We start from the raw sequence: 14,364 nt of genomic DNA on the forward strand, positions 1-14,364 counted from the left end.
GGGTAACTCATTACTTATGCGTTCAGTAAGTTAAAGAATCGATTTACATCTTCTTCTGAAACATCACTTAACTGCTTATATTTATAATTCGGATTTTGATCTTTATCAACGACAACAGAGCGTACTCCTTCGAAGAAATCTGAATGTCTCATGAAATTTTTAGCAAGTACAAGGTCGGTAGCGAAACATTCTTCAACGGATTTATCTTTTCCATCAATAAACTGTTTTAATGTTACTTTTAATGAAACAGGGGATTTGGATAATAATGTTTCTTTCGTTTTTAAAGCAAAGGAACTTTGGTCTTTCTCCAATGAATGGACGATTTCTTCAATTGTATCGAAAGCAAAATGAGCATTCATTTCTTCTAATGAAGGAGCAAGCTCGCTTTCTAAGTTTGGAACAGTTGCAAATGTACGAATAACTTCTTTTAAACTAGTATGTACATCATCTTCTTTATGCCAATTTACACTTTCAAGTTCAGTAAGGAAATTTGGAATTGAATCAGATGTCATAAAGTAATCAGCAGCGTTTATAAATAGTACGTCAGCAGCTTTTAAAATAGATGCTGTTAAAGCAACATATCGGCCAGCAAACCCTGGAGCTTTATTTAAGAAATAAGCAGCACCGACATCTGGGAAGAAGCCGATATTCATCTCTGGCATTGCCCATTTAGTACGCTCAGTTACAATTCGATATTTCGCACCATTTGTAAGACCGACACCACCACCCATTACAATTCCATCTAAACAAGCGATAATCGGTTTTTTATATTGATAAATATATGTATCAATTTCATACTCTTCTTCAAAGAAACGTTCCGCATGCTGTAGTGCAGCTTCATTTGAACGTGCTTCATAAAGAGTTTTAATGTCACCACCTGCACAAAAACCTTTTGTGCCAGCGCCTTTTAATACGATAAGCGCAATTCGCTCATCATGTTCCCACTCTTTCAGTTTTTGCCCAATTGGTTGCAACATGTCATAAGATAAAGAATTAAGTGCTTTTGGGCGATTTAAAGTAATTGATGCAACGCCGTTTTCGCTAACAGAAAATAAAACGTGTTCAGTCATAATTCATCCTCCCTTACATTTCTTCTTATTCTTAATTCTTTATATGTACTGAAATGTCCTTTATAAATTTTGTCTAAAGTTGGCGGTACATGTTAATTTCGACACTGCATATTTTGACGAGTTATATTTGCAGGATTTTGGAGGTTGAAAATGAATATTACAACATTACTGTAATTGTAATTATTTGAAGTTATCATGATAAACAAGCTATTATATAAGTGTAAATTGTACAAAATCACTTTGGAAAGAGTATTTGAAGTAATAATAATGAAAGAAAAGTTGCTTTTCATTAGAAATAGAGAAAGGAGAAATCGGAATGCCAGTACCTTTACTTTTGTCGGTGATAATTTTGTCTTCTTTAATGATAGGAATAACTCAGTATTTTCATCATACAGATACGACAGAGGAAGTGAAGGATAAAGTACGGCTTGTATTTCCGATTTTTATCATATCTATTTCTTTTTGCATTTTATTAAATAAAGATGGGTACATTGTCGCAGTATTTTCATTTTTTGTAGCGATCGTTCTCATTACAGTTTTATATTATGTAATGAAAGACTTTATACAAAAATAAAGATGTCGCATGAGACATTTTTATTTTTGAAACTAATAAAATTTCACATACCGTATTGTATGTAAAAATAAAAAACATATAGCAATAGAAAAGTAGGCACTTCACCGTGTATTTACTTGTCAATCTTGCATAGCCAATATACTATTAATAATGTAGAGATTAGAAAAAGGGGTTGTATCTAGCATGAAATTTGAGATGCACACAAAAATTATTTCAAATGAAAAAGAAGTAAGATTACATATAGAAGAAAACATATTTCAATTAACATTGGATGGTTATCACTTATTTACAGTGCAAGAAATATTACCTTTATATAAATCAAATGAAGAAAGAATTGGTAGTGCAATGATACAAAAGTTAGAGTGGGAGAACGAAAGAACTACAATAAACTATCAACTTGTATCACTTAAATCAGTAAATTAAAAGGAGAAAGAAAATATGAAGTTATTTCATACAGCGGATTGGCATTTAGGAAAACTTGTTCATGGCGTGTATATGACTGAAGATCAAAAGATTGTATTAGATCAATTTGTACAAGCTGTTGAGGAAGAAAAACCAGATGCCGTAATTATTGCAGGTGATTTATACGACCGAGCAATTCCACCTACAGAAGCAGTAGACTTATTAAATGATGTTTTACAAAAAATAGTCATTGATTTACAAACGCCAGTTATTGCAGTTGCAGGAAACCATGATAGTCCAGATCGTATTCATTTTGGTAGTAGTTTAATGAAGAAACAAGGATTATTTATTGTGGGGCAATTTCAATTTCCATATGAGCCAATTATATTAACTGATGAATATGGCGAGGTTCACTTCCATCTCGTTCCTTATGCGGATCCAAGCATAGTGAGACATGTATTGAAAAATGAAGACGTACGTTCTCATGATGATGCGATGCGTATTTTTATGAATGAGCTTTCTGAAACGATGGATCAAGAAGCAAGACACGTATTTGTTGGTCATGCATTTGTAACTTCTGCAGGCGAAGCGGAGGAGAATACAAGTGATGCAGAACGACCACTTTCAATTGGTGGTGCTGAATACGTAAATAGTCATTATTTTGATAAGTTTCATTACACAGCGCTTGGACATTTACATCAAGCGCATTTCGTACGTAATGAGACAATTCGATATTCCGGTTCTCCACTTGCATATTCTATTTCTGAAGAAAAACATAAAAAAGGATATTATATTGTGGAACTGGACGAGCAAGGTGAAGTAACGATTGAAAAAAGGTTGCTTACACCACGCCGTAAAATGCGAACAGTAGAAGCGAAAATAGATGAATTGTTACAACATCCAGTAAGTGAAGATTACGTATTTGTAAAATTATTAGATGAAAATCCTGTCTTGCAGCCAATGGAAAAAATACGCTCTGTATATCCAAATGCAATGCATGTTGAAAGATCTATTCAAAGACGAGAATTCACAGAGTCAAATGAAGTAACTGTTTCAAGACATAAAACAGATGATTTATCACTATTAAAGGCTTTTTATAAAGAAATGAAAGGCTTAGAGTTATCAGAAGAGAAAGAACGTCTATTTGTAGAAGTATTACAAACAGTGCAAGAACGGGAAGGTGAACGAGGATGAGACCGATTCAGCTTATTATGACGGCATTCGGCCCATATAAACAGAAAGAAATAATCGATTTTGATGATCTTGGAGAGCATCGTATTTTCGCCATTTCTGGGAATACGGGAGCTGGAAAGACAACCATTTTTGATGCGATTTGTTATGTATTATATGGTGAGGCAAGCGGAGAAGAGCGTAGTGATACGAGCATGCTTCGCAGTCAATTTGCTGATGATAACGTGTATACAAGTGTAGAACTAACCTTTCAACTAAAAGGAAAGCGTTATGAAATAAAACGCCAACTTGGGCATAAAAAACAAGGGAACAAGACGATTACGGGACATGCAGTAGAATTATATGAAGTGATTGATGAAGAGAAGGTTCCAGCTGTTGACCGTTTCCATGTAACGGATGTAAATAAAAAAGTGGAAAATTTAATTGGTTTAAGTAAACATCAATTTAGCCAAATTGTTATGTTACCGCAAGGGGAATTTAGAAAATTATTAACATCTGAAACAGAAAATAAAGAAGAAATTTTGCGTCGTATTTTTAAAACAGATCGTTATAAGTTAATGCGTGAGTTACTTGATCAAAAACGAAAACAATGGAAAGACGTCTTACAAGAAAAACAGAAAGAGCGAGAGTTATATTTCCGTAATGTTTTTAAATTACCAATTCGTGATGGAGCATTATTAGAGACATTAGTGGAACAAGAACATGTAAATACGCATCAAGTAGTAGAAGCATTAGAACAAGAAACAACTGCGTATAAGGCAGAAGTGGAGCATTTACAAGTAGAACAAGATACTCAAACGAAACAATTAAAGCATGCTGAAACACGTTTTCATGCAGCGAAATCTGTAAATGAGAAATTTATAGATTTACAACAAAAGAATGAGAAATATAATACTTTACAAGAAAACCGTCCAGTAATTGAAATGAAAGAAACATCTTTTAAACGAGCGGAACAAGCGAAGCGCTTATTACCATTTGAGCAATGGTATGAAGAAGCAATGCAAAATGAGCAGAAAGTTGAAAGTTTGTTAAAACAAATAATCATCAAAAAAGAAAATATAACGAATAGCTTTGAACTTGCTCAGGAGAAATATGAAGAGGTAAAGAATAAAGAACCCGAGAGAGAAAATGCAAAAAAACTCGTTCAAAGATTAGAAGAGTTACAATCGATTATTGCGTCATTAGCTGAGAAACAGTTGAATTTACAAAATGCAGAAGTTCAAGTAGTGAAATTAAAAGAAAGTATGCAAAACTTAGAGCAACAATTAGAAGTGCATACAAATCAAAAGCAGTTAATGTCTGGTGAATTGCAGCAATTAGAACGAGCACTTGAGCAATATGTAGCTAAAGTAGAAGAACTAACGAATATGCGAGAAGATGCAAAAATATTAAAGCAAGCATATGATGTTTGGCAAGAAAAGCAAAAATTCGAGAAAGAAAAAGAAGCAGCATATAGTAAGATGCAATTGGTAGTTAACGCATATGAAAATATGGAACGCCGCTGGTTAAGTGAACAAGCTGGTATATTAGCTCTTCATTTACATGATGGTGAGTCTTGTCCAGTATGTGGTAGTACGAACCATCCGAAAAAAGCTACAGAGCAAAGTGATGCGATCGATGAAAAAGAGTTAAATGATTTAAGAGACAAGAAGAATAGTGCTGAAAAATTACATGTGCAAGTAGAGGAGAAATGGAATTTCTATCATCTTCAATATGAGCAAGTAATAGAAGAGGTTAAGAAGCGAGGCTATCGCTCGGAAGAATTAGCTGAAACATATAGTGCGCTTGTTCAAAAGGGAAAACAATTAGCAACTGAAGTGAATACGTTAAAAGCAGGCGAAGAAACGCGTAAGCAAACAACAGTGAATATAAAAAACGTAGAAGAAAAAGTAGATATACTTCAGAAACAAAAGCGTGAGGTAGAAACAGAGCAGCACCGTACAGAAATGGAGTGTATGCAGCTTCGTACGTCATATGAACATGATAAGAAAAATATTCCTGAAAGCTTACAAACCGTACAAGCTTGGAAGATTCAGTTTGAACAAGCTATGCATAATCTCAAATTAATGGAAGACGAATGGAAGAAAGTGCAGGAAGCGTATCAACATTGGCAAAATGAAAATATACGTATTCAAGCAGAGCAGGAAAGTGCTTCAAATCAATTTGAAAGTGCAAAATTGAAGAAAGAAGAGACTTTCGTGCGCTTTATGAAAGAGCTTGAGCAGAGCGGATTTACAGATCAAACTACGTATAAAGAAGCTAAATTAAGTGATATTGAGATGGATACATTACAAAAAGAAATTCAAAGCTATTATTCATCTCTTGAAGTACTTGCAAAACAAATTGAAGAGTTACATGCTGAATTAAAAGATAAAGAGTATATGGACATTACAGCGTTAGGTGAACATATAAAAGATTTAGAAATTAATCTTGATATCATTAAAGAAAAACGTCAACGTGCGCAAAATGCGGTAACATATATTTCTGATTTACATGAAAATATTAGACGTATCGATGAGCAAATTCATGAGGAAGAAAAAGCTTTCCAAGAACTTGTTGATTTATATGAAGTAATGAAAGGTGATAACGAAAGCCGTATATCATTTGAACGTTACATCTTAATTGAGTATTTAGAACAAATTGTTCAAATTGCGAACGAACGATTACGTAAATTATCAAATGGACAATTTTATTTAAAACGAAGTGAGCGAGTTGAAAAGAGAAATCGTCAAAGTGGATTAGGGTTAGATGTATACGACGCATACACTGGCCAAACACGCGATGTAAAAACATTATCTGGGGGTGAGAAATTTAATGCATCGCTTTGCTTAGCGCTTGGAATGGCAGACGTCATTCAAGCGTATGAAGGCGGTATTTCCATCGAAACGATGTTTATCGACGAAGGATTCGGTTCACTAGATGAGGAGTCATTAACAAAAGCAGTAGACGCCTTAATTGACTTACAAAAATCAGGCCGATTTATCGGTGTTATTTCACACGTTCAAGAGCTGAAAAACGCAATGCCAGCTGTATTAGAAGTAACAAAGCAGAAGGATGGGTGTAGTCAGACGAGGTTTGTGGTGAAGTAAGTTCAATTGTAATTCATACTTAAAGCATTATTTGTAAGTTTCTACTATAGAACTTATGATAAAACAAATGCCACCTCTTTATAGAGGTGGCATTTGTTTGTTATTCAAAATTAAATAATACACCTACGAGTTATCTGTAGAAAGCGGTGTATTCTCCAAGCGATTATACGTTTTAAAGGCCGAAATTGTCGAGATAACACCACCGACTAAAAATAATGCTGATCCACCGACCAAAATGATACGACTGACATACGTTTCGCGCGCTTCTTCAACTTCTTCTTGTAGCATTGTTGGTATTTGAACACTCCCTAATCAACATTAATTTTGTAAATAGTATATACAAATGTCTAAAGTATGTTAAAATCACTGGATAGTGTTATGAGGAAGTATATAGTTACATGTGAATTATTTGAAAAATCTTCATTATAAATTTATGCTAACTTCACATAGAGCACATATTAACATTGTATTATGTATATGTACCAAATAAATAAAGTGAATTGAATGTATTTCTGTTTTTAAAAATTTAAAATTCTATTATTTTTATATAAAGGTTTCACATCGGAGTTTTAAATATTTTGGAAATAGATCTAAATAAAAGGAATTCATATAAAAGGGGAATGTCTTATGACAACATATACAAGTGAAATGAAAAAAACTTTAGTTTCGGAAGAAGATGTAGATATTTTAAAAATTATGGCGCACCCAATCCGCTTACAAATTGTAAATGAATTAAGTACAAGAAAAACTTGTAATGTAACACAATTAACAGAGTTACTGAATATTCCACAATCTACTGTTTCACAACATTTATCAAAAATGAAGGGTAAAGTGTTACGAGCAGAGAGAAGAGGTTTAGAAATTTATTATCATATTAACAATTTAAAAGCGAGTAAAATTGTTAATGTTTTAGGATATATAAACTAATGAAGTATTTTCATATAAAATAGCCGCTGCTGGTGAGCAGGGGCTATTTTGTGTTGTTTTATGTATTCGTATTTAAAATTTTATAGTTTTTATGATTTACAATTGTTCGATCAAACTCAAAAGTACCACCGCTTACATTTGTAATTTCAACTAAGACCGATTCAGTATAAAGTTTTAGTACAGATCCTGTAATCTTTAAATTATTACGTTGAAAAAGTATAGTATCCCCTACGTTTGCTTTCATAGTACCTCCTCATTAAAAATAGAAATATTTTTTTATTATATATATTAAACCACGGATAGATATATTAGTGAATATTTAGTTTTATTTATCAAAAAAATTTGTGGTTTTATAAAAAATAAAGTACATCGTAGTGTGAAAAATTTTTTCTATTTTAATTGGAAAATTAAAATCTTGCAATCTAGCAATTGTATAACATAAGACATAATTTTTATAAAAAAAGATGATAAAACAGCAGTAAGTCGTATTGATGCAAAACATTATAATAGCTACTTACGTATTTAATAATTGTTTTTTTGTATTTCGTCCTTCGTTTTCTGTAACTGATTCCATGTTTTTGACGCTCCATCTTGTAAGTGCTTACATAATCGGAAACATCTTATACAATGAAGGTGTTAAATCAAAAGAGGTGGTCAATATGAATATAAAAAAAGAAAACTTAGCGAAAAGCATTGAAATAGAAAGAGGAGGCGGAAAGGTATGAAAAAATCAAATGTTAATCCATGGCTTGTTGTCCTCGGTACAGTCATAGTTCAAATGGGACTTGGAACGATATATACATGGAGTTTATTCAATCAGCCTTTAGTTAGTAAATACGGGTGGAGTCTTAACGCAGTTGCTATAACTTTCTCAATTACTAGTCTTTCCTTAGCATTTTCTACTTTATTTGCGAGTAAATTGCAAGAAAAATGGGGACTTCGTAAACTTATTATGATAGCTGGACTATCATTAGGACTTGGATTAGTACTTAGTTCACAAGCTTCCTCATTAATATTGCTGTATGTACTAGCAGGAGTTGTAGTAGGTTATGCAGATGGAACAGCATATATTACTTCATTATCCAATTTAATAAAGTGGTTTCCAAAGCGTAAAGGTTTAATTGCTGGGATTTCTGTCTCTGCATATGGTTCGGGTAGCTTAATCTTTAAATATGTTAACGCACAGTTAATTGAATCAGTTGGTGTATCACAAGCATTTATATACTGGGGTTTAATTGTTACAGCTATGATTGTCCTTGGAGCTTGTTTAATCCATCAAGCTGCTGATCAAGTTGCAGTTCAGGAAGCAAAAACTCATGAGTATACAACGAAAGAAATGTTACGTACAAAACAAGTATACTTATTATTTATTATGTTATTTACATCATGTATGAGTGGCTTATACTTAATTGGTATGGTAAAAGACATTGGTGTTCAACTTGTAGGGCTTAGCGCAGCGACAGCAGCTAATGCGGTGGCTATGGTTGCGATCTTCAATACATTAGGTCGTATTATTCTAGGACCTTTATCAGATAAAATCGGTCGTTTAAAAATTGTTACTGGTACTTTTGTTGTTATGGCAAGTTCAGTGTTAGTTCTAAGTTTCGTAGATTTAAATTACGGTATTTACTTCGTATGTGTAGCAAGTGTAGCGTTTTGCTTTGGTGGAAATATCACTATTTTCCCAGCTATTGTTGGTGATTTCTTCGGTATGAAAAACCATAGTAAGAACTACGGTATTGTGTATCAAGGATTTGGGTTTGGAGCACTTGCAGGTTCCTTTATCGGTGCACTTCTAGGTGGATTCAAGCCAACATTCATGGTAATCGGCGTTTTATGTGTCGTATCATTTATTATCGCAATTGTAATTCAAGCACCACAGCAGAAGAAAGAACAAGAAGAAGAGTATCGCAGCGTAGCATAAATATAAAAATCTTCTATAACACTTTGATTATGAAAAAGCATCCTGCTAAATAGGGTGCTTTTTTTGAGTTGTTTTAAATAGGGTATATGATCTTTGGAATTTTTTGAGATAAAAAATGAGTGAAATATCTATTTGGATTATATTGGGATATTAAAAATAATACATTATATTCTAACTATTTATTAAATCTTAAATTATAAACACGACATACGTCATTAATTGTAAGGTATATTTTCTCGATATTTTCAGAAAAATGTTGAGAAATTAAATACTTGAATTTTTGGTAAGGGTTTATATATGAGGGCATCTACATTTAATCTTTTTCAATTTTAAAAATAGAAATATGTATTAATTTTTTAAAGTAAGTACTTAGTAATGCTTTTAGATGTAATGGTATTGAGAATAACTAAAAAGTTTTATCTGAAAAATAAAAATAGGTTGACAAGTTTATTGAGAAAGATTATCATTTCGGTGTAGCGATATTAAATGAAAAACATTATCAATGAATAATATTTTGTCGAAAAGTACACTTGACCAATTAGTTTAGTAAGTGTATTATTTTTTACATCGATAATGATAATCATTATCATTATTTGTTTGATTAGATTAAATTTCAAATGAAAGGATAGAGGAAATGAACTTAGGGGAATTTGATGGAAAAACGGTTTTAGTAACAGGTGCAGCCCAAGGTATAGGTAGTGTTGTTGCCAAAATGTTTTTAGATAGAGGAGCTACAGTTATTGCGGTTGATCAAAATGAAGAGGGATTAAACAAACTCCTAACTGAAATACATATGAAAACGTTTTGCTTAGATGTGAGTGATAGTACCGCAGTTGAACAGATGGTAAATGATATTGAAAATGAAATAGCACCGATAGATATATTAGTAAATGTTGCAGGGATTTTACGTATGGGAGCGATCCACTCTTTAAGTGATGAAGATTGGAATAAAACATTCTCTGTAAATTCTACAGGCGTTTTCTATATGTCCCGAGCAGTAAGTAAATATATGATGCAAAGAAAGTCTGGGACAATTGTTACAGTTGGTTCAAATGCAGCAAATACTCCGAGAATGGAGATGGCTGCGTATGCTGCATCAAAAGCTGCAACGACGATGTTTATGAAATGTTTAGGATTAGAACTTGCAGCGTACAACATTCGTTGTAACTTAGTTTCTCCAGGTTCAACTGAAACTGAAATGCAAAGGTTATTATGGGCTGATGAGAATGGAGAAAAAAATATAATTGCTGGTTCTCAAAGTACATATAGACTCGGTATACCGTTACAAAAAATTGCACAGCCTTCAGAAGTTGCTGAAGCGGTATTGTTTTTAGCTTCAGATAAAGCGAGCCATATTACAATGCACAATTTATGTGTCGATGGCGGAGCTACATTAGGCGTTTAATAAAAAATTCAGGAGGTCACTATACTATGAATGAATTTACGGCTGTAAAGGAACTGTCAGAAAAATTACTAGAAGATTATAAGACTGAATCTTCATTCTTTTTCGCTTCACCAACGCGAACAATATTGACAGAAGGAGAGTTTACTACAGTAAAGCATCGTGAAATTGAAAGTTTTCCAGAACTAGTACAGGCGTTATTACGTAATGCAAAACAAGCTGGAAATCTGAATCCTATCGTTGTTGGTGCCTTACCATTTGATCGTAGAAAAGAAGTTCAACTTATCATACCAGAAGATAGCAGAATTTCTGAGCGTTTACTATTGGAAACAACAAACCAGTTTGAGACAAACGAGAACTTAACTTTTGAAATGACGCCTGTACCAGATCCTGAAGTGTATATGAATGGTGTGAAGCAAGGAATTCAAAAAATACAAGACGGTGATTTAAAGAAAATCGTTCTATCCAGATCGTTAGATGTTAAATCTTCCGAAAAGATTGATAAGCAAAAACTTCTTCGAGAATTAGCAGAGCATAATAAGCACGGTTATACATTTGCTGTGAATTTACCGAAAGAGGAAAACGAGGATAGTAAGACATTAATTGGAGCAAGCCCTGAATTACTCGTTTCACGTAATGGTATGCAAGTTACTTCTAATCCATTAGCGGGCTCAAGACCACGTAGTGATGATCCAGTGGAAGATAAAAGAAGAGCAGAGGAATTACTTTCTTCTCCAAAAGATTTACATGAACATGCGGTAGTAGTGGAAGCGGTTGCCGCAGCACTTCGTCCGTACTGTCATACATTACATGTTCCAGAAAAGCCATCTGTTATTCATAGTGAAGCGATGTGGCATTTATCTACTGAAGTGAAAGGGGAACTAAAGGATCCAAATACTACTTCTTTAGAATTAGCAATTGCTCTTCATCCTACTCCAGCAGTTTGCGGAACGCCAATGGAAGAAGCGAGAGAGGCGATTCAAAAAATTGAGCCATTTGACCGTGAATTCTTTACAGGAATGCTAGGGTGGAGCGATTTAAATGGGGACGGTGAATGGATTGTTACAATTCGATGTGCGGAAGTGCAAGAAAATTCACTTCGATTATTTGCAGGAGCGGGAGTTGTTGCTGAGTCAAAACCAGAAGATGAGTTAGCAGAAACATCAGCTAAGTTCCAAACAATGCTAAAGGCTCTAGGGTTAAGTGATAATTTATTGAATGAAAAATAGGAGGAAGAAAGAATGTTAACAGGTTATACAAAGTGGCCAAAAGAATTTGCTGATCGTTATCGAGAGGAAGGGTGTTGGCTTGGTGAAACATTTGGCGGGATGTTAAGAGAGCGGGCTGAAAAATATGGAGATCAAATTGCAGTTGTAAGTGGTAATACGCATATAACGTATAGTGAACTTGATAAAAAAGTAGATCGTTTAGCATCAGGTTTACTGAATTTGGGAATAAAGAAAGAAGATCGAGTTGTAATCCAACTACCTAACGTTATCGAGTTTTTTGAAATATGTTTTGCACTATTTCGAATTGGAGCTCTTCCTGTTTTTGCACTACCTTCACATCGAAGCAGTGAAATTAGTTATTTTTGTGAATTTGGTGAGGCGAATGCTTACGTTATTTCAGATAAGGCTCTCGGCTTTGATTATCGAAAATTAGCAAGAGAAGTGAAAGAGAAAGTGCCAACTTTACAACATATAGTTGTAGTGGGAGAAGAAGAAGAGTTCCTAAACATAAATGATCTGTATATAGATCCCGTTCCATTACCAGAAGTTCAGCCAAGTGATGTTGCGTTTCTCCAATTATCAGGAGGGACAACAGGACTTTCTAAATTAATTCCTAGAACACATGATGACTATATTTATAGTTTACGTGTTAGCGCTGAAATTTGTAATTTGAGTGCAGAAAGCGTCTATATGGCAGTTCTACCAGTAGCGCACAATTACCCAATGAGTTCTCCAGGTACATTTGGAACTTTCTATGCGGGTGGAAAAGTTGTGCTGGCCACTGGAGGTAGTCCAGATGAGGCATTTGCACTTATTGAAAAAGAAAAAGTTACGATTACTGCTCTCGTTCCACCATTAGCAATGATATGGCTTGATGCTGCATCCTCTCGTAATAATGATTTATCGAGCCTAGAAGTGATTCAAGTAGGTGGAGCGAAATTTAGTGCTGAGGTTGCAAAGCGTATACGCCCTACATTTGGATGTACGTTACAGCAAGTGTTCGGTATGGCGGAAGGATTAGTGAACTATACAAGATTAGATGATCCGGAAGAAATTATTATTCATACACAAGGTAGACCAATGTCTGAACTCGATGAAGTACGAGTTGTTGATGAAAATGACAACGATGTAAAACAGGGTGAAGTAGGTAGTTTATTAACACGAGGTCCATATACAATTCGTGGTTACTATAAAGCCGAAGAGCATAATGCACGATCATTTACAAAGGATGGTTTTTATCGAACGGGTGATCTTGTAAAAGTAAATGAACAAGGTTACATCATAGTAGAAGGAAGAGATAAAGATCAAATTAACCGTGGTGGTGAGAAAGTTGCTGCGGAAGAAGTTGAAAATCATCTATTAGCACATGATGCAGTGCATGATGTAGCAATTGTATCGATGCCTGACGATTATTTAGGAGAACGTACTTGTGCATTTGTAATAGCTCGCGGACAAGCTCCGGCAGTAAGTGAATTAAAAATGTTTTTAAGAGAACGCGGTATAGCTGCTTATAAGATTCCAGATCGAATTGAATTTATTGAATCATTCCCGCAAACAGGTGTGGGAAAAGTGAGCAAAAAAGAATTACGTAAAGTCATTGCTGAAAAACTTATTACAGTATAACGATAAATAATATAAAAATTGGAAGGAAGTGATTAGATGGCTATCCCATCTATTTCAGTATACAAAATGCCAGTTGAATCAGAACTACCAAAAAATAAAGTGAACTGGACACCAGATCCGAAGCGTGCGGTTCTTCTAATCCATGACATGCAAGAATATTTTCTTGATGCATATAGCGATAAAGAATCACCAAAAGTAGAGCTCATTTCAAATATTAAGGTAATAAGAGAAAAATGTAAGGAACTTGGTATACCAGTTGTTTATACAGCGCAACCAGGTGGACAAACGTTAGAACAACGAGGATTATTACAAGACTTCTGGGGTGAAGGTATTCCTGCTGGACCAGATAAAAAGAAAATTGTCGATGAACTTTCCCCTAATGAGGATGATATATTCTTAACAAAATGGAGATATAGTGCATTTAAAAAGACAAATCTATTAGAAATTTTAAATGAACAAGGAAGAGATCAACTCATTATTTGCGGTATTTATGCGCATATTGGTTGCCTTTTAACAGCTTGTGAAGCATTTATGGATGGTATAGAACCGTTCTTTGTAGCAGATGCAGTGGCGGATTTTTCATTAGAGCATCATAAGCAAGCGTTGGAGTATGCATCTAATAGATGTGCAGTAACGACATCAACAAACTTACTATTAAAAGATTTACAAAGTGTAAAAGGTGATGAGAGTGAAGGAATCACTTTACAGGAAGTACATGAACTAGTTGCACAATTACTTCGTGAACCAGTAGAAAGTATTGAGACTGATGAAGACTTATTAAATAGAGGACTTGATTCGGTCAGAATTATGAGTTTAGTAGAGAAGTGGCGTCGCGAAGGGAAAGAAATCACTTTTGCGGATTTAGCAGAGAACCCAACCGTTGTTGATTGGTACCGCTTATTATCTCCGCAAACAGAACATGTACTTTAATAT

At 34.2% G+C, this 14,364-nt stretch carries 12 protein-coding genes; 10 read left to right on the forward strand and 2 right to left on the reverse strand.

What is annotated here, in order from left to right:
* Nucleotides 1–14 precede the first annotated feature (14 nt).
* On the reverse strand, nucleotides 15–1,070 hold the full coding sequence (locus tag AC3WVA_RS11510; RefSeq protein WP_492321917.1) for an enoyl-CoA hydratase/isomerase family protein: 1,056 nt from the start codon (nucleotides 1,068–1,070) through the stop codon (nucleotides 15–17).
* Nucleotides 1,071–1,386: 316 nt separating this feature from the next.
* Here AC3WVA_RS11510 and AC3WVA_RS11515 point away from each other — a divergent pair, with 316 nt between their 5' ends.
* The 5 genes from AC3WVA_RS11515 (at nucleotide 1,387) to AC3WVA_RS11535 (ending at nucleotide 7,253) form a co-directional block, all read left to right on the forward strand.
* Nucleotides 1,387–1,644 carry a hypothetical protein gene (locus tag AC3WVA_RS11515; protein WP_048528963.1) on the forward strand — a complete coding sequence of 86 codons (258 nt, stop codon included), beginning with the start codon at nucleotides 1,387–1,389 and terminating at the stop codon, nucleotides 1,642–1,644.
* A gap of 183 nt (nucleotides 1,645–1,827) precedes the next feature.
* Nucleotides 1,828–2,067, forward strand: coding sequence for a DUF2584 family protein (locus tag AC3WVA_RS11520; RefSeq protein WP_071758179.1), 240 nt, complete (start codon nucleotides 1,828–1,830; stop codon nucleotides 2,065–2,067).
* A gap of 15 nt (nucleotides 2,068–2,082) precedes the next feature.
* Nucleotides 2,083–3,240 (forward strand): exonuclease SbcCD subunit D, encoded by a 1,158-nt coding sequence (locus tag AC3WVA_RS11525; RefSeq protein WP_048528967.1) that lies wholly within the window; start codon nucleotides 2,083–2,085, stop codon nucleotides 3,238–3,240.
* Nucleotides 3,237–6,326, forward strand: coding sequence for an AAA family ATPase (locus AC3WVA_RS11530; protein WP_492321918.1), 3,090 nt, complete (start codon nucleotides 3,237–3,239; stop codon nucleotides 6,324–6,326). Before AC3WVA_RS11525 ends, AC3WVA_RS11530 begins: the two co-directional genes overlap by 4 nt.
* 627 nt (nucleotides 6,327–6,953) lie before the next feature.
* Nucleotides 6,954–7,253: an ArsR/SmtB family transcription factor gene (locus tag AC3WVA_RS11535; RefSeq protein WP_000214794.1), complete on the forward strand. Its 300-nt coding sequence runs from the start codon at nucleotides 6,954–6,956 to the stop codon at nucleotides 7,251–7,253.
* 58 nt (nucleotides 7,254–7,311) lie between these two features.
* On the opposite strand, the gene AC3WVA_RS11540 is transcribed toward AC3WVA_RS11535, so the two are convergent.
* Nucleotides 7,312–7,497 (reverse strand): YkvS family protein, encoded by a 186-nt coding sequence (locus AC3WVA_RS11540; protein WP_000646791.1) that lies wholly within the window; start codon nucleotides 7,495–7,497, stop codon nucleotides 7,312–7,314.
* A 477-nt stretch (nucleotides 7,498–7,974) separates the two neighbouring features.
* On the opposite strand from AC3WVA_RS11540, the gene AC3WVA_RS11545 reads away from it, so the two are divergent.
* From AC3WVA_RS11545 to AC3WVA_RS11565, 5 genes are all read left to right on the forward strand, one after another.
* Entirely contained in the window at nucleotides 7,975–9,177 is a 1,203-nt protein-coding gene (locus tag AC3WVA_RS11545; RefSeq protein WP_098345721.1) for an L-lactate MFS transporter, read from the forward strand.
* Between the two features lie 634 nt (nucleotides 9,178–9,811).
* Entirely contained in the window at nucleotides 9,812–10,582 is a 771-nt protein-coding gene (gene dhbA, locus AC3WVA_RS11550; protein WP_098345720.1) for a 2,3-dihydro-2,3-dihydroxybenzoate dehydrogenase, read from the forward strand.
* A 26-nt stretch (nucleotides 10,583–10,608) separates the two neighbouring features.
* Nucleotides 10,609–11,808 carry an isochorismate synthase DhbC gene (gene dhbC / locus AC3WVA_RS11555; RefSeq protein WP_048528977.1) on the forward strand — a complete coding sequence of 400 codons (1,200 nt, stop codon included), beginning with the start codon at nucleotides 10,609–10,611 and terminating at the stop codon, nucleotides 11,806–11,808.
* A 12-nt stretch (nucleotides 11,809–11,820) separates the two neighbouring features.
* On the forward strand, nucleotides 11,821–13,431 hold the full coding sequence (locus AC3WVA_RS11560) for a (2,3-dihydroxybenzoyl)adenylate synthase (protein ID WP_098345719.1): 1,611 nt from the start codon (nucleotides 11,821–11,823) through the stop codon (nucleotides 13,429–13,431).
* 36 nt (nucleotides 13,432–13,467) lie between these two features.
* Complete coding sequence (locus tag AC3WVA_RS11565; RefSeq protein ID WP_098881077.1) at nucleotides 13,468–14,361, forward strand: isochorismatase family protein; 894 nt, start codon at nucleotides 13,468–13,470, stop codon at nucleotides 14,359–14,361.
* Nucleotides 14,362–14,364: the final 3 nt, after the last annotated feature.

The organism is Bacillus sp. EB106-04-02-XG92, assembly GCF_058791995.1.